Source organism: Actinomycetospora corticicola (genome assembly GCF_013409505.1).
GTDB classification, from domain to species: Bacteria; Actinomycetota; Actinomycetes; order Mycobacteriales; family Pseudonocardiaceae; genus Actinomycetospora; species Actinomycetospora corticicola.
The window spans coordinates 574,337-590,169 of the sequence record NZ_JACCBN010000001.1 but is presented as its reverse complement, the minus strand read 5'-3'; the positions used below and the strand labels follow the sequence as shown (position 1 = coordinate 590,169).

Below are 15,833 nucleotides of genomic sequence, written 5' to 3'. Positions count from 1 at the left end.
TCGAGCGCTCTTGTGGCTCGAGGGTTCCCCTCACGCGGACGGCGGGCGCACCCTCGCCGAAGGATCAGTCGGCTGTTTCCAGCGCCGTCCGGAGTCGATCGAGGATCTCCCCGAGCATCGCGACCTGGGCCGGCGTCAGTCCCAGCGCCGCCGGCTCGTTGAAGGCGCGCACGGCCGGCCAGGCCCGGTCGAGGGCGTCCCGGCCGGCGGACGTGAGCGTGATCCCCGCGCGCCGACCCCGCCCACCCGGGCCCTCCCGTTCGACGTAGCCCTGGTTCGCCAGGCCGACGACCAGCGCGGCGATGCTCTGCGGTCGCACCAGCACGCGGCGGGCCAGCTCGGCCTGCGTCAGTCCCTCGTCCTCCGCGAGCGTCCACAGGACGGCGAAGGTGGTCGGCGTGAGGTCGAGCGCGGTGAACAGCTCGCCGAAGCGGAGACCGACCACGTGCGCGGTGCGGACGAGATCCCACGCGGGCAGGGTTTCCTCCGACATGGTGGAAGGGTAACAGTTGACTGTTACCTCTCGGAGGGAGAGCACCATGATCCTCGTGACCGGCGCGACCGGGAACATCGGCCGGGAGCTCGTCGACCTGCTCGTGGCGCGCGGACAGGACGTCCGCGCCCTCACCCGCGACCCGGACCGCGCCGGGCTGCCGGCGCCCGTCGAGGTCGTCCGGGGCGACCCGTCGGACGGTGGGGCGCTCTCGGCGGCCCTCGACGGCGTCGACGCGGTCTTCCTCAACGTGTTCGGCGACGCCGGGCCCGTCCGGCAGGCCCTGCAGAGCGCGTCCCCGCGACGGGTCGTCCTGCTCTCGACGCTCTCGGTCGCCACCCGGACCGACCTGGCCGAGGCGCAGCACCACCGCCACCTCGAGGAGCAGGTCCGGGCCGTGCGGGAGGACGCGGTGGTGCTCCGCCCGGGTCAGTTCATGTCCAACGCCCTCTGGTGGACCCCGATGATCGCGCAGGGGCACGTCGAGGCCCCGTTCGCCGACGTCGGCAACCCGATGATCGACCCCGCGGACATCGCCGCCGTCGCCACCGAGGCGTTGCTCGACGACCGGCACGCGGGCGCCACGCTCGCGCTCACCGGCCGCGAATCCCCCACCCCGCGCGAGCGGCTCGGGGCGATCAGCGAGGTCCTCGGGCGGCCGCTCACCTTCGCATCGCTGACCGAGGAGCAGTTCCGGGAGTCGAACCCCTCCATTCCGCCTGCGGCGCTCGACTACATGGTCGCCATGCTGGGCCACCCGACCCCGGAGGAACTGCGGACCACCGACACCGTCGCCGAGGTGACCGGACGCCCGCCCCGGGCCTTCCGCGACTGGGTCGTCGCGCACCGGGACGAGCTGGTCGGCGCGGCCTGAGTCCGTCCTTCGATCCGGGCATTCCCGACGACGGGTGGGGTCCGGTCGGGCCGCGGGTCGTTCTCCCGGTAGCGGCCGACCACGGCCGCGACTTCCGGGAGGGCGACCGCTCATGGCGGCTCACAGCACACCGTCCACGCGACGCCAGCTGCGCGTCACGGCTCTGACCTCGATCGTCACCGCGCTCGCCGCGGTCGGCCTGATGTTCGTGGGCTCCGCGCTCACCACGTCGCCGCCCGGCCGCGAGGCGGGTGCCGCCGGCACGACGGCGACCCCCGTCATGCTCGTCGACGCGCCGGCGGCGACCAGCTCGACCACACCCGCCGTCGGGAAGAGCTCACAGCCGACGACCAGCTCGAAGCCGACCACCTCGAAGGCGACGACCACGACGAAGCCGCCGCGCACCACCACGACGCGACCCACGGACGACTAGTCCCGCGCACCACATCCGCTCGACGGGTCGGGGTGGCTGCGAGATCGTCGACGGCGATGGCGACCTGGCTGCGGTGGACGGTGCTGGCCGCCGTGACGCTGCTGATCACCCTCGTGCTGCAGGCGGTCGGCGTGCCGTCGGCGGCGCTGTTCGCCGGGCTCGGCGCCGCGACCGTGCTCGCGCTGCTCGGGCTGGGCCCGAGGACCGTGTCCCGGCTGGCGGTGGGCGGGGCGCAGGCCGTGATCGGGGTCGTGATCGGGCTGCTGGCGCGTCCGGACACGCTCGCGGCCGTCGCGTCGCAGTGGCTGCCGGTGCTGTTGGTCAGCCTCGGGACGCTCGCCGCGAGCATGGGCGCGGGCCTGTTGCTCGGGGTGCAGCGCGGGGTGTCGCCGCTGACCGGGATGCTCGCGCTGACCGCCGGCGGCGCCTCCGGCCTGACCGCGATCGCGCGCGACATCGGCGGCGACGAGCGGATCGTGTCGGTGATCCAGTACCTGCGGGTCGGGCTGGTCACGGCGACGATGCCGGTGGTCGCGGCGGTGGTGTTCGGCGCCTCGCACGTCGGGTCGGGCGGGTCGGAGGAGGGCACCGCGCCCTGGTACGTCGGGCTCGCGCTGGTGGCAGTGTGCTCGCTCGCCGCGTGGCCCGCCGAGAAGCTGAAGGTGCCGGCGGGGGCGCTGCTGGGGCCGATGGTGGTCGCGATCGTGCTGTCGGTCGCGGGCCTGACCTTCGGCGGGTCGGCGCCGGACCTGCTCGTCGACGTCGCCTACGCCGTGATCGGGTGGCAGGCCGGCGTGCGGTTCACACGCGAGGCGGTGCGGACGGTGCTGCGGGTCCTGCCGCTCGCGACCGCGCTGATCCTGCTGATCATGGGCGTCTGCGCGGCGCTCGGGCTGCTGCTCTCCGCCGTCGCCGGGGTGTCGCCGCTCGAGGGGTACCTCGCCACGAACCCTGGCGGCATCTACGCGGTGCTCGCCACAGCGATCTCCGCGGGCGGGGACGTCACGTTCGTCGTGGCGGTCCAGGTCGTGCGGGTGATCCTCATGTTGCTGGTCGCCCCGGCGTTGGCACGGTTGGCGCGGCGGTGAGGTCGTTCTGACCGAGCGGCACTGTCGCGCACATAGAGGCTGCGAACGGGTCGCTCGCTCGGTCGGGGTCACCGCTGGCCGTTGAACTCCAGGGCCACGTCGAGCCAGAACTGCAACTGCTCGGCGGTGCCGAGGCGGCCGGCCGGCACGGTGAGCCAGCCCGGGCCCATCGAGCGGTTGCCCATCGTGGTGAGGGTGGCGCCGTGGTCGGCCCGCAGTTCCTCGCTGCGCGCCGGGTCGACGCGGACGAGCAGGTCCCCGCTCCCCCGCACGCTGAGCAGCATCGCGTCGTCGGCCATGAACGAGATGCCGCCGAACATCCGCTTCTCCACGGTCGGCACGTCGAGCAGCGCCCGGACGCGGGCGGCCAGGTCGGTCATGCCCGTGGAGTGTGCCGCGCCCGGCCCCGCGACGGTGTGGCTTTTCCTGGCGCTGGGTGCACGCAGTGACGCTTTGCATGCACCGGAGGTGCGCTAGGGTCCGTAGTCGTCAGCTTCCTGACGACGGGAGTGGTCCATGCGCGCGGTGGTGCTCTCCGGCGGGTTGACGCACGACTTCCCCGCGACGACGGCGTGCCTGGCCGAACAGCTCGCGGCGGTCGGTCTGGACGCCGAGGTGCACACCGACGTCGACACGGCGCTGCCCGCGTTGGACGGAGCCGACCTGCTCGTCGTCAACGCCCTGCGCTGGACGATGGTCAATCCCGGCGTGCCCGAGCGCTACCGCGTGCAGGCGGACGCGGAGGGGGCGAGCCCGTCGTCGCGAGCCCGCGCTGCCTTCGACGCGCACCTCGCGGGCGGCGGTGGACTGCTCGCGATGCACACCGCCCCCATCTGTTTCGACGACTGGCCGGAGTGGGCCGATGCGCTCGGCGCCCGCTGGATCTGGGGTCGCTCGCAGCACCCGCCGCTGGGGCCGTCGATCGACGTCTCCGTCGCCGGGGCGCACGGGATCGTCGACGGCGTCGCGGACTTCGCGCTCGTCGACGAGGTGTACGGCGACCTCGAGTTCACCGCCTCCGTCGACCCGTTGCTCGAGGCCGCCCAGCCCGACGGACGGGTCATGCCGCTGCTGTGGGCGCGCGAGCACGGGGGCGGGCGCGTCGCGGTCGACCTGCTGGGCCACCACCCGCCGTCGTACGAGATCCCGGAGCACGCCGAGATCGTGCGCCGCGCGATCCGCTGGGCCGCCCGTGCGTGAGGTGTCGCTGAGCGCCGGGAGCGTGCTCGACCTGGCCCCGCACGACGTCGTGGAGTGCGCTGCGGACGCCGGATACGGGTGGGCCGGGGTGCGGCTGTCGAACCCGCGACGCGAGGCACCCGCCGTCGGGACGGCCCTCGCGCGGACGGGGCTGGGGCTGCTGGACGTCGAGGTGGTGCGCCTCGCGGCGGGTCCGCTGTCCGACGACCACCGCGCGCTCGCGGACGCCGCCGCCACGCTCGGCGCGCGCTTCCTCCTCACGGTCGTCGATCACGACGACGAGGCGCTCGCGGTCGAGCAGGTCGCGGCGCTGGTCGAGCACCTGCGCGGCACGGGCACACGGGTCGCGCTCGAGTCGATGGCCTTCACGGGCCTGCGTCGACGGGCCGACGCCGAGCGTGTGGCGCGAGCGGCGGGCGCGCAGGTGCTGCTCGACCCGCTGCACCTGCACCGCGCGGGCGACGACCTCGGGGCGCCGGCCGACCCCGACGTGGTCGGCTACGCGCAGCTCACCGACGCCGCTGACCCGCCGTCGGGAGCGGACCTGGCGCACGAGGCGCGGCACCTCCGGCTGCCGCCGGGCGAGGGCGGACTCGACCTCGCGCGTTTCCTGGGGGCGCTGCCGGCCGACCTCCCGCTCGCCGTCGAGGTGCAGTCGGACGAGCTGCTGGACACCGAGCCGCGGGAGCGGGCCGCGGCGCTGCGGGCGGCGACGCAGGGTGTGCTGGACGGGAGGAGCTGACGGTGGGACGCGCGATCGAGGGGATGTCCGTGCTGGTCACGGGCGGTGGGTCCGGGATCGGCGAGGGCGTCGTCGAACGCCTGAGCGGGCTGGGGGCGCACGTGACCCTCACCGGCCGTCGTCGGGACCGGGTGGAAGCCGTGGCGGCGCGGACCGGCGCCCGGGGCGTCGTCGGGGACGTGACGGTGGAGGCCGACCGCCGGTCCATGGTCGACGCGGCGGTGGAGCACGGCGGCGGGCTCGGTGCGGTGGTGCACGCCGCGGGCAACATGTACCGCGGGCCGCTGGCCGAGCTGACCGCCGAGGGGCTGCACGACGTCTTCGCCTCGAACACGATCGCCCCGATGCTCCTGACCGGGCTCGCCCTCCCCCAGCTCGTCGAGGCGCGGGGCGCCGTCGTGTTCTTCGGGTCGGTGCACACCCAGCGGGCCTTCCCCGGGGCCTCGCCGTACGCGGCGACGAAGGGCGCGCTGGAGACGCTGACGGGGGTGCTCGCGGCGGAACTGGGACCGCAGGGCGTCCGGGTCAGCTGCGTGCGCCCTGGCGGGGTGCTCACCGAGATCAACCAGCGCGCGGGTCTCTTCGACGACGCGACGGCGGCCGAGCGGATGGAGTCGCTCGGCCCGGCGCACGCGCTCGGACGTCCGGGCACCGTCGCCGAGGTGGCCGAGGCCGTGGAGTACCTGCTCACCGCCGAGTGGGTCACGGGGAACGTGCTCACCGTCGACGGCGGGCTCGGGCTCGGGGTGACGCAGGCCTGAGCTACCGCCGGCGTCGTCGGGGCGGCCGGGCCGTGCCGAGCTGGAGCAGCGCCGCCGGGATGCCGTGGTCGTCGCGCAGCCGGCGCAGGGCGGGCTCGTTCTCCCAGAAGTGCTCGAAGTCGTCGGGGGCGAGCTTCTCGGCGACGAGGTGCAGGGCGATGTCGTGGCGGACGTACTCGACGGCGACGAGGACGACGGCCGGGTCGTCGGTGTAGACGCCCCACGCGTCGTCGCCGACCACGCCGCCGATGACGGCCTGCTCGCGGTCCGCCGCGACGACGAGCAGGCGGCAGCCCAGGTTCTCGAGCACGACTTCGGGGCTGGAGTAGCGGTGCACCGTGGTGCGGCCGACCGGCTCGTCGTCCTCGCCGAAGCTCACCACCGACACGTCGACGCCCTCGGCCTCGGCGCGGCGGGCGGAGGTCTTGAGCGGCGCGATCTCGCCGGGCCAGCCGGAGACGAAGAGGTCGTCGCGGGCCGCGGCGACCACGTCCTCGGCGCGGTCGAGCAGCGACTCCCGGTCGGTGAGGTTGTGGACGATGCGTACCTGGGTCGGGGCGGCGATCTGCGGCAGCGCGTCGGACAGGGCGTCCATCGAGGCGTCGAACTCGCGGCGCATCCGGTCGAGCAGGGCCGACGGCGGGAGCGACAGGTAGCCGACGCTCGCCTCGCCCGCGCGCACCTCATAGGCCGCGCCGCGCGTCACCAGCTTGCCGAGCGTCTCGTAGACGGTGCTGCGCGGGACGCCCGACCGCTTGGCCACCTCGTAGCCGTTCAGCGGGGTCCCGGCGGCGACCAGCGCGACGTAGGCCTTGGCCTCGTACCCCGACATCCCGAGGCGGCCCAGCTCGTCGATGACGCTCTGCTGCGACATGGCGCCCATCGTCCCAGGTCGCTACTCGACGACCTGGGACCGCGCCCGCGGCATGGCGTTCAGCGCGCCGCGGGTGATCCCGCCGTCGACCGCCAGCATCTGCCCGGTGACGTAGGCCGCGCGGTCCGAGCCGAGGAACAGGACCGTGTCGGCCACGTCCTGCGCCGTGCCCAACCGGCCGAGCGGGACCCGGCCCGACCGCAGCCGCCGCACCTCCGGGTCGGCGTAGATCGCGTCGGACATCCCGGCGTCGATGAGGCCGGGCGCGACGGTGTTCACGCGGATGCCGTGGGCGCCCCACTCCAGCGCCATGTGCTCGGTCAACATCACGACGCCGGCCTTCGACGCGGTGTACGCGCCTGCCCCCGGGGCCGCCGCGAGCCCGTTGATCGAGGAGATGTTGACGATCGCTCCCCCGAGTCCCTCGGCGATCATGCGGGCGGCCGCGGCACGGGCGACGAGGAACGTGCCGGTGAGGTTGACGTCGAGGGCGGTACGCCAGTCCTGCGCCGCGAGCTCCAGCAGCGGCCCGAACCGCACGACTCCGGCGTTGTTGACGACGAGCGCCGGCGCCTCCGGCAGGTCGGCGATGGCGGCGGTGACGGCCTCGTCGTCGGTGACGTCGACCCGGGACGGGACGCAGACGTCGCCGATCGCCGCGGCGATCCCACCGACGGCCTCCTCGTCGACGTCCCAGGCCGCGACGCGGTAGCCCTCCTTGGCCGCGTGCCGCGCGAGCACCGCGCCGATCCCGCTGCCGGCCCCGGTGATCACGGCCCACCTCGTCACGGCTGCCCCTCTCGTCGTGTCGTGCTCTCGAAGCGTAGTGGTCGGGGTAACGACGCTAGTGAGCGTCGGTCCCCCCGTCTATGGTGCATGGAGGCGCACGCCCTGGCGGTAGTCGTCAGTCGCAGCACGTCGTCAGTCGCAGCACGTCGTCCGTCGGAGCACGACGCAGGAGGCACCATGGCCAGCATCCTCATCCGGGGCGGCACCCTGATCGACGGGACCGGGTCGGCGGCCCGTCCGGGCGAGGACGTGCTGCTGCGCGACGGGAAGGTCGCGGCGGTGGGTCCGTCGCTGGCGGCCGACGCCGACACCGAGATCGTCGAGGCGGCCGGCCGTACCGTGATGCCGGGGCTGATCGACGCGCACACCCACCTCACCTTCGGCGAGCCGACGGGCAACGACGAGCTGTTCAACCACCGCACCGAGGCCTACAGCTCGATGCTCTCGGCCTACAACGCCCGCAAGGTGCTCCGAGCCGGCGTCACGAGCGTGCTCGACGCCGACTGCCTGTGGAACATCGGCGTGGAACTCCGCGACGCGATCGAGTCCGGCATCGTCGAGGGCCCGCGGATGCGCGCGGGCGGCCAGGCGCTCATGACGATGCTGGGTGGCACGGCGGGCCGGATGATCGCCGACGAGGGCCGCACCGGCTACGCCACGGTGGTCACCGGGCGGGACGTGATGGTCAACGAGATCCGTCGGCAGATCAAGTACGGCGTCGACTGGATCAAGATCATGGTCACGGGGCTGATCCCGTCGATGAAGGGGCCCGAGGTCAAGGTCTGGAACATCGACGAGCTGCGCACCGTCTGCGACACCGCACACGAGCTCAACACCAAGGTCGTCGCGCACTGCCGCAACTCCGACTCCACGCGCGACGCCGCCCGCGCCGGCGTCGACCTGATCTACCACGCCTCCTACGTCGACGACGAGGCGCTCGAGGCCGTCGTCGAGGCGGGCAGCGCGCTGTGCCCCACGTTCACGCTGCTGGGCAACCTCGCCGACTACGGCGCGAAGATCGGCACCGCCCCCGAGCTGCTCGACGTGTTCCGCGCGGAGATCGAGGTGACGGCCAAGCAGCTCGCCAAGGCGCACGCGGCGGGCGTCCCGTTCCTCGCCGGCTCGGAGACCGGGTTCGCGGTGACCCCGGTCGGCGAGTGGCACGCGCGCGAGCTCGAGATGTTCGTCGAGTACATGGGCATGACGCCGATGGAGGCCATCGTCGCCGCCACCCGCAACGGCGCCTTCGCGATGCGCGCCGAGGGGGAGCTCGGGACGCTCGAGGTGGGCCGGATCGCCGACGTGCTCGTGATCGACGGCGACCCGCTGCGCGACGTCCGGATGCTGCAGGACCGGGAGCGGATCGTCGAGGTGATCAAGGACGGGCGTCGGATCGACATCACGACCCCGATCCCCGAGCGCAAGCAGCGCGCCTCCGACCAGGTCCGCTTCCTCGCCGCCTGCCCGCTGACCCGCTCGCTCGCGCTCACCGAGGCCGACCTGGAGCGGTTGTCCCATGTCTGACGTCCTCGACGTCCACGCCCACGCGGTCCTGGCCGCGTCCGAGGGCACGGCGGGGGCAGCCGGGCCGGAGTTGGGCACGCTCGACGACGGCACGCCCTTCTACCGCGTCGGCGACTACGTGCTGCGCGGGGTGCGCTACGCGGGCAGCCCGTTCATGGACGTCGACGTGCGGCTCGCCGCGATGGACCGCGCCGGGATCGCCCGGCAGCTGCTGTCCCCCAACCCGCTCACGTACTTCGGCGACCTGCCCGTCGCCGACGCGGTCGCCTTCGCGCAGCAGTACAACGACGGGCTCGCCGCGGTCGTGGACTCGCACCCCTCCCGGCTGTTGGCGGCCGCGCAGGTGCCCGTTCAGGACGTGTCCGCGGCGGTGGCCGAGGCGCGGCGCGCGGTGCGGGACCTGGGGATGGTCGCCGTGTACCTGGACACCGACCCGGCCGGGCGCACGTTGGACGACCCCGCACTCGACCCGCTGTACGAGGCGGTCGTGGAGCTGGACGTGCCGCTGTTCGTGCACCCGTCGCCGATCGGGCCGGGCGGGCCTCCCCTCGACCCGCGCCTGCGCCGGTTCGACCTGGACCTGCAGTGCGGGTTCGCCTACGACGAGACGCTGGCCGTCGCGGCGTTGGTGTTCGGCGGGGTGCTGGAGCGGCACCCGTCGTTGGACGTCTGCCTGTCGCACGGCGGCGGTGCGGCGGCGTTCCTGGCGGGCCGGTTCGCGCGGGCGGCGCGCAAGCGCCCGTGGGCCTCGGCGGCGCTGCGCGAGCAGGGGTTCGACCACTTCTTCCGGCGCCTGTGGTTCGACGTGCACGTGCACGACGAGGGGTCGACCTCGCTGCTGAAGGCCCGCGCCGACCCGGCGCGCCTGGTGTTCGGCACCAACTTCGCCGGCTGGGACTCCGACGCCGACGACACCCCGTCCGGGCCCTGGGCGGACACGCTCACCACCAACGCGGAGCGCCTGCTCCGGCTGTCCTGACGGCGGGGCCCCTTGCCCGCCGTCCCCGGGTGCGTCAGGCAGGTCCCGCCGTCGCGGGGCCTGCCTGGCGTGCCGGTCGCTCGCGTCGCGCAGTTCCCGCGGCCGGCGGTACCGCCCGACCCTCCCTCGGCGAGGTTCACATGGCGCAGCTTTCGCGGCCCGTCGCCCTGCCTGATGTGAACCTCGAGCTGGGACCTGCCCGAGCCCGGGCGCGAGGTTCACATGGCGCAGCTCCGGAGGCCGTCAGACCTGCCTGATGTGAACCTCAGTGTCAGGGTCGGTGGTGCCGCTGTTGCGGTGGTCGGGATCCTGGTCGTCGGTGCTCTGGCTCTCCATGTGACTGCCCCTGATGGGCCAGCGCGAGCTGTGCCGGGCACCGGCGGCCAGGCCGGCCGGCGTGACTTGATAGGAGCGTGGCAGCGCCCCCACTGAGGTGTGTCCGCCGACCGGCCCGGCCTGTTGTCCCCCGCAGGCTAGGAGCAGGAGACCCTTCGATGGTCCTGATGGTCGGAGTCGATGTCCACAAAGACACCCACACCGCGGTGGTGGTCGATCAACTCGGGGTGCGCCGCGCGCAGCGTCGGGTGCAGGCCACCGACGCCGGGCACCTGGAGTTGTTGGCGTGGGTCCAGGGTGTGGGTGAGGAGTTCGCGGTCGCGGCTGGGCCCGAGATCGAGTGGGCGGTGGAGGACTGCCGGCATGTGTCGCTGCGCCTGGAGCGGGCGTTGCTCGCCGCGGGGCAGCGAGTGCGGCGGGTGCCGCCGAAGCTGATGGCCGGTGCCCGGAGCTCGGCGCGGGAGTTCGGGAAGTCCGACCCGATCGATGCGACCGCGATCGCCCGGGCCGCGTTGCGGGAGCCGGACCTGCCCCTGGCCGAGCACACCCCGGCCAGCCGGGAGCTGAAGCTGCTGGTCGATCACCGTGAGCACCTGGTGGCGGAGCGGACCGCGATGATCTGCCGGCTGCGTTGGCACCTGCACGAGCTCGATCCCGAACTCGAGCGCAGCATCCCGGCCCGCGGGCTGGACAAGCCCACCCGTCTGACCGCGCTGGCCGCGCTGCTGCCCGCCGAGCACCCCGGGCTGGTCGGCGAACTGGCCGCCGAGCTGGTCGGCGACATCGCCGCACGCACCACCCGCATCCGCGCCCTGGAACGCGAGATCGCCCGCCGCGTCGCCCAGCTGGCCCCGCAGCTGCTCGAGTTGCCCGGCTGCGGGCCGCTCTCGGCGGCGAAGCTGCTCGCCGAGACCGCCCGCCCGGGCCGGTTCCGCTCCGAGGCCTGCTTCGCGATGCACGCCGGGGTCGCACCGATCCCGGCCTCCTCGGGGCGCACCGACCGCCACCGGCTGGCCCGCGGCGGCAACCGGCAACTCAACGCCGCCCTGCACCGCATCGCGCTGACCCAGACCCGGCTACCCGAGAGCCTCGGACGGGCCTACTACGACAAGCGTCGAGCCCGCGGCGACCGACACAACGACGCCCTCCGCGCCCTCAAACGACGCCTCGCCCGCGTCGTGTTCAACCTGCTCCGACAGACCGAACCCACCCCAACCCCCGCCGCCGCTTGACATAGGAGCAGCTCGCGCGGGGGTGGAGCCCTCGGTCGCCTGTGTGCGTGCCGCACACGGCCGGCACCGACGAGGTCCCCGGCCGCCCGGCGTTGCGTCTCGCACACGGGCCACGGCGTCGGGGGGCGCTGCCTCGCGGCCGGACGGGCCGACGGGTCATCAAGATCCACACGCGCCGTGCGAAGTGCTCGCTCAGCGAGCACTTCGCGCGGCTGATCGGGATCTTGGTGTCGGGCCGCCGTCGACGGGCACGTGCCGACCCAGGCCGGGTGCGCCGGCCGTGTGCGGGACGCAACGGGGTCGCCCGCGGAGGGTCGATCTCCGCTGACCAGGTGCGGGACGCAACGGAATCGCCGGCAGGGGCTCGACCGCACCGGCCGTGTGCGGAGCGCAACGCGGGTCGCCCCGGCCGGGCGCCGGCACCGGGCGCGAGATGTACATGGCGCAGGTTCGGAGGCCCGCCGACCTGCCCGGTGTGCACGTCGCGCCGGGGCGCAGCCCGCGAGACGTACATGGCGCAGGTTCGAAGGCCCGCCGACCTGCCCGGTGTGCACGTCGCGCCGGGCGCGGCCCGGGCACCGGGCGCGAGATGTACATGGCGCACCTTCGAACGCCCGCTGACTTGCCTGATGTACACCTCGCGCCGGGGCGCAGCCGGCATCCTGCGCGAGATGTACATGGCGCAGGTTCGAAGGCCCGCCGAGCTGCCTGAGGTGAACCTCGAGGAGCGGAGCCGCGCCGACCCGCCGTCAGGAACGGAGCGGACGCCCGGCCGTCTCGCGGAGGGCGAGCACCGCGGGCAACGACACGAGGGCCAGCAGGATCACGTAGAAGGCACCGACCATCGTGCTCCCGGTGACCCCACCCAGCCACGTCAGGAGGTAGGGCGCGGAGCCGCCGAACAGCGCGACGGAGAGGTTGTAGGTGATGCCGTGGCCGCTGACGCGGACGCGGGTCGGGAACTGCTCGGTGAGCGCCGCATTGATCACCGCCGCGTAGGCGCCGGCGAGCAGGCCGAACAGCACCAGTCCGCAGGCGATGAGGCCGAACGTCCCCGACGTGATGAGCAGGAAGCTCGGGTACGCCAACACCAGCAGACCGAGGCCGCTCGTGAGCAGCACGGGCTTGCGTCCGACCCGGTCGGAGATCCAGGCGCCGGCGACCTCGGCGACCAGGCACGCCGCGAGCGCGATCAGCGAGGGCGCGAACGCCTCGAGCCCGGTGAGCTTGAGGCTCTTGGTCGCGAAGCTCGGGAGGTAGCCGACGATCATGTAGAACGACGACGCGTTCACCGCGACCAGGCAGAACGCGACGACGAGCAGGCGCCGCGCCGAGCGCCCGCTGAGAGCCGCGCGCACCGGGTTCGCGGCGCGGCCGGCCTCCTCGCGCAGCGCGAGGAAGAACGGCGTCTCGTCGAGCCGGCGGCGGATGAACAGCCCGATCAGCCCGAGCGGGAGCGCGACGAGCAGCGGGATGCGCCAGCCCCACGACTGCATGTCCGCCGTGGACAGCGTGAGCAGCAGGATGCCGGGCAGGAGGCTGCCGAGGAGCGTGCCCACCACGGAGCCGACCGAGATCATCCCGACGAACAGGCCCCGTCGGTGGGTCGGCGCGTGCTCGGCGACGAAGGAGACCGCCCCGGAGATCTCGCCGCCCGCCGAGACGCCCTGCACGAAGCGGAGCAGCACGAGCAGGATCGGCGCGGCGACCCCGATCGCGGCGTAGCCGGGCAGCAGGCCCATGAGCGTGGTCGCGACCGACATCAGCAGCACCGTCAGCGCCAGGGTGCCGCGCCGGCCGATACGGTCGCCGACCGCGCCCCACACGAACCCGCCGAGCGGCCGGGCGAAGAACGCGACCGCGAAGACGGCGAGGGCCGAGAGCAGCCCCGTCGTCGGGTCGACCGACGGGAAGAAGACCGCCGCGAGCGTCGTGGCGAGCACCGCGTAGACGGAGAACTCGTAGAACTCGACGAGCGAGCCGATCACCCCGCCGAGCAGCAGGCGCCGCAGCGCCCGCCGGGCCTCCGGATCGTCCGTCGTCACGACGCCGGGCATGGGATCGAGCGCGGACACGGGGCCTCCCGGACGACGTCGTCACGCGGGGAGGAGCCTCGCCGCTCGACTAGACGTTAGGAACCTGACGACGCTGGCGTCAAGGCTGTGTGTGGCCGCTACAGCAGACCTGCGTAGGCGCCGCCGTCGACGGGGATCGCCGCTCCCGTCACGAAGCCCGCGAGCTCCGAGCACAGGAAGGCGACGAGCGCCGCGCACTCCTCCGGCGTCCCGAGTCGCCCGGCGGGAACGCCGGCGAGCGCGGAGGACAGCGCGTCCGGGTCGGTGTAGACGCCGCGGACGCGGGCGGTGTCGTGCAGCCCGGGGAGCACGGAGTTCACGGTCACGCCCTGCGCCGCGACCTCGCGCGCCAATGTCCGCAGGAACCCCGTGGCGCCGGCGCGGGCGGTGTTCGACAGGGCGAGGTTCGGATAGGGCTGCCGCACCCCGAGCGAGGTGATCGCGACGATGCGGCCCCAGCCCTGCGCGGCCATCGTCGGGACCGCCGCCTGACACATCCCGACGACGGCGAGCAGGCTGCGGTCCAGCGCGGCGCGGTAGTCGTCGAGCGCCGTGTCGGCCACCCGGCCCGGTCGGGGACCGGGTCCGTTGACGACGAGCACGTCGAGCCCGCCGAGCCGCTCGGTCGCCTCCGTGACGAAGCCGGCCGCGGCCTCGGGGTCGGTGAGGTCGGCGACCGTCCAGTCCGCCCCGAGCTCCTCCCCCGCCGTCCGGGCCCGCCCCTCGTCGGAGCCGCACAGGACGACCTGCGCCCCCTCCGCCCGGAGCGCCGCCGCGCACGCGCGGCCGAGCCCGGCGGTCCCGGCCGCGACGGCCACCCGTCGTCCGTGCAGTCCCAGGTCCATGCCCGCCTCCTCGCCCTCTGGAGCGCCGCCGTCGACCGGGTCAGTCGACGTCGATCTCCGCTCCGGTCTCGACGTCGACCAGGCCGATCGCGCCGGAGGGACATCCTCGGGCCAGCGTGCGCCCGACGTCATCGGGGAGGTCCGGCGCACCCGGGACCAGCTCGGCGAGCTCGTCGTCGTCGAAGCGGAGGACGTCGGGGCGCTCGGCGACGCAGCGGCCCGAGCTGATGCAGACGTCGGCGTCGACCACGACCCGGCAGCTCATCGGCCGACCCCCAGCAGCACGGGGTAGGTGCCCCAGTACGGCCGCGCGGTGGCGGAGTCGGGTTCCGGCGGACGGACCGGGTCCCGGGCGACGCCGGCCGCGAACAGCTGCCGGACCGCGCCCGTGACCAGCCCCGTCAGGTGCGACGACGGGTCGGTGTCCGGTCGGGCCACGACGCCGGCAGCGAGGTCCTGCCCGATGCACACGTGCATGCCGGCGGCGAAACTCAGCCCGAAGGGACCGACGCCGGGCGGGGTCACGCGGTCGGGGTCGAACTCGCGCGCGTCGGCCCCGAACACCGACTGGTCGCGGTTCACCGCGTGCAGGTCGATCACCACCGTGTCACCGGTAGCGATCTCGACGCCCGAACGCAGCCGCACCGGGGCGAGTGCCCGACGACGGCCGACCGGGCTCGAGGGGTTGAGCCGCACCGTCTCGTGGACGCAGCGCTGGACGAACAACGGGTCGTCCCAGCGGTCCGCCTGGTCGGGGTGGCGGTCGAACCACGTGAGCAGGTGGTCCACGGTGCGGACGAACGCCGTCGCACTCGTGTGCCCACCCGCGAGCAGGAAGAACGCGACCTCACGGCGCACGACGTGCCGGGGCAGGCCGAGCTCGTCGCCGTGGCGCAGCAACGTCGTCAGGACGTCGGCGGGCACCTCGACGGACTCGCCCGCGGCCTCGGCGGCGAGCAGGCTCCGGCGGCGCTCGATCGACGGCGTCAGGAACTCCTCGTCCCAGTCGGCGAGGGCCTGCGCGACCGCCGCGACGGTCGCCTCCCGGTCCCCCGTCCCGTGCGCGAGCGTGGCGCCCTGGATGAACCGGAGCATGTACGCGTGCAGCCGGTCGGTCTCCGCCGCGGTGCCCTGGGGGCGGTCGACCCCGGCGGTGAGGGCGGCCAGGTTGAGCATCAGCTCGTGGCCGAGGTGCACCAGGTCGGCACCGCCCGCGGCGACGTGCGGGGCGAGGGTCTGCTCGACGATGCCCGGGAACAGCTCGCGCTCGTAGTGCTCGAAGACGTCGCGGCGGAACAGCCGGTTCTCCACGCGGCGGCGGTCGCGGTGCTCGGTCCCGTGCAGGTTCACCAGGACGTCGGCCATCACCACCTCGCCCTCGTCGTAGAGGGACTGCCGCAGGTCGCGGGAGCGGTAGACGTCCTTGGCGTCGGCGAAGGTGTCGACGGTGACGGTCATCGCGCCTCCTCGGTGACGATGCCGCGACGGTAGTCGTCAGCGAACTGACGCCGCAATCAGCGCTCATCCCTTCCCGACCGACCCCGCCGTCGTTAATGTCGCAACGCCGAGCCAGCCGGAAGCGACGCAG

At 73.9% G+C, this 15,833-nt stretch carries 17 protein-coding genes; 8 read left to right on the top strand and 9 right to left on the bottom strand.

Annotation, left to right across the window (positions count from 1 at the left end; all coding sequences use genetic code 11):
* Window positions 1–64: 64 nt before the first annotated feature.
* Window positions 65–493, bottom strand: a complete 429-nt coding sequence (locus BJ983_RS02885; protein WP_179792424.1) for a MarR family winged helix-turn-helix transcriptional regulator — start codon at window positions 491–493, stop codon at window positions 65–67.
* A gap of 46 nt (window positions 494–539) precedes the next feature.
* Between BJ983_RS02885 and BJ983_RS02880 the strand changes: the two genes are divergently transcribed.
* Entirely contained in the window at window positions 540–1,367 is an 828-nt protein-coding gene (locus BJ983_RS02880; protein WP_179792423.1) for an SDR family oxidoreductase, read from the top strand.
* Window positions 1,368–1,487: 120 nt separating this feature from the next.
* On the opposite strand, the gene BJ983_RS02875 is transcribed toward BJ983_RS02880, so the two are convergent.
* A complete protein-coding gene (locus tag BJ983_RS02875; RefSeq protein ID WP_179792422.1) occupies window positions 1,488–1,790 on the bottom strand; it encodes a hypothetical protein in 303 nt (100 codons plus the stop codon).
* Between the two features lie 66 nt (window positions 1,791–1,856).
* On the opposite strand from BJ983_RS02875, the gene BJ983_RS02870 reads away from it, so the two are divergent.
* Window positions 1,857–2,888 carry an AbrB family transcriptional regulator gene (locus BJ983_RS02870; protein WP_179792421.1) on the top strand — a complete coding sequence of 344 codons (1,032 nt, stop codon included), beginning with the start codon at window positions 1,857–1,859 and terminating at the stop codon, window positions 2,886–2,888.
* 68 nt (window positions 2,889–2,956) lie between these two features.
* Here the strand turns inward: BJ983_RS02870 and BJ983_RS02865 are convergent, their stop codons facing one another.
* Window positions 2,957–3,268 (bottom strand): TfoX/Sxy family protein, encoded by a 312-nt coding sequence (locus tag BJ983_RS02865; RefSeq protein WP_179792420.1) that lies wholly within the window; start codon window positions 3,266–3,268, stop codon window positions 2,957–2,959.
* Between the two features lie 136 nt (window positions 3,269–3,404).
* On the opposite strand from BJ983_RS02865, the gene BJ983_RS02860 reads away from it, so the two are divergent.
* From BJ983_RS02860 to BJ983_RS02850, 3 genes are read left to right on the top strand one after another with little or no spacing between them, the layout of a single operon-like run.
* Entirely contained in the window at window positions 3,405–4,088 is a 684-nt protein-coding gene (locus tag BJ983_RS02860; protein ID WP_179792419.1) for a ThuA domain-containing protein, read from the top strand.
* Entirely contained in the window at window positions 4,081–4,830 is a 750-nt protein-coding gene (locus tag BJ983_RS02855; protein WP_179792418.1) for a TIM barrel protein, read from the top strand. Before BJ983_RS02860 ends, BJ983_RS02855 begins: the two co-directional genes overlap by 8 nt.
* 2 nt (window positions 4,831–4,832) lie before the next feature.
* Complete coding sequence (locus BJ983_RS02850) at window positions 4,833–5,591, top strand: SDR family NAD(P)-dependent oxidoreductase (RefSeq protein WP_343053657.1); 759 nt, start codon at window positions 4,833–4,835, stop codon at window positions 5,589–5,591.
* Between the two features lies 1 nt (window position 5,592).
* On the opposite strand, the gene BJ983_RS02845 is transcribed toward BJ983_RS02850, so the two are convergent.
* Together BJ983_RS02845 and BJ983_RS02840 are read right to left on the bottom strand one after the other, a co-directional pair.
* The gene (locus tag BJ983_RS02845; RefSeq protein WP_246325518.1) at window positions 5,593–6,465 is read right to left on the bottom strand and encodes a TrmB family transcriptional regulator; all 873 of its coding nucleotides are present in this window, start codon (window positions 6,463–6,465) and stop codon (window positions 5,593–5,595) included.
* 21 nt (window positions 6,466–6,486) lie between these two features.
* Entirely contained in the window at window positions 6,487–7,239 is a 753-nt protein-coding gene (locus BJ983_RS02840) for an SDR family oxidoreductase (protein ID WP_179797304.1), read from the bottom strand.
* A 192-nt stretch (window positions 7,240–7,431) separates the two neighbouring features.
* Here BJ983_RS02840 and BJ983_RS02835 point away from each other — a divergent pair, with 192 nt between their 5' ends.
* The 3 genes from BJ983_RS02835 to BJ983_RS02825 all read left to right on the top strand — a co-directional run bounded on the left by BJ983_RS02835 (window position 7,432) and on the right by BJ983_RS02825 (window position 11,325).
* Complete coding sequence (locus BJ983_RS02835; protein WP_179792416.1) at window positions 7,432–8,778, top strand: metal-dependent hydrolase family protein; 1,347 nt, start codon at window positions 7,432–7,434, stop codon at window positions 8,776–8,778.
* Window positions 8,771–9,757, top strand: a complete 987-nt coding sequence (locus tag BJ983_RS02830) for an amidohydrolase family protein (protein ID WP_179792415.1) — start codon at window positions 8,771–8,773, stop codon at window positions 9,755–9,757. The genes BJ983_RS02835 and BJ983_RS02830 overlap by 8 nt, the downstream gene beginning before the upstream one ends.
* A gap of 494 nt (window positions 9,758–10,251) precedes the next feature.
* Complete coding sequence (locus tag BJ983_RS02825) at window positions 10,252–11,325, top strand: IS110 family RNA-guided transposase (RefSeq protein ID WP_179792414.1); 1,074 nt, start codon at window positions 10,252–10,254, stop codon at window positions 11,323–11,325.
* A gap of 749 nt (window positions 11,326–12,074) precedes the next feature.
* On the opposite strand, the gene BJ983_RS02820 is transcribed toward BJ983_RS02825, so the two are convergent.
* The 4 genes from BJ983_RS02820 to BJ983_RS02805 form a co-directional block, all read right to left on the bottom strand.
* The gene (locus BJ983_RS02820) at window positions 12,075–13,400 is read right to left on the bottom strand and encodes an MFS transporter (RefSeq protein ID WP_179792413.1); all 1,326 of its coding nucleotides are present in this window, start codon (window positions 13,398–13,400) and stop codon (window positions 12,075–12,077) included.
* Between the two features lie 98 nt (window positions 13,401–13,498).
* On the bottom strand, window positions 13,499–14,245 hold the full coding sequence (locus tag BJ983_RS02815; RefSeq protein WP_179792412.1) for an SDR family oxidoreductase: 747 nt from the start codon (window positions 14,243–14,245) through the stop codon (window positions 13,499–13,501).
* Between the two features lie 40 nt (window positions 14,246–14,285).
* Window positions 14,286–14,510 carry a ferredoxin gene (locus tag BJ983_RS02810; protein ID WP_179792411.1) on the bottom strand — a complete coding sequence of 75 codons (225 nt, stop codon included), beginning with the start codon at window positions 14,508–14,510 and terminating at the stop codon, window positions 14,286–14,288.
* Window positions 14,507–15,703 (bottom strand): cytochrome P450, encoded by a 1,197-nt coding sequence (locus BJ983_RS02805; protein WP_179792410.1) that lies wholly within the window; start codon window positions 15,701–15,703, stop codon window positions 14,507–14,509. Before BJ983_RS02805 ends, BJ983_RS02810 begins: the two co-directional genes overlap by 4 nt.
* Window positions 15,704–15,833: the final 130 nt, after the last annotated feature.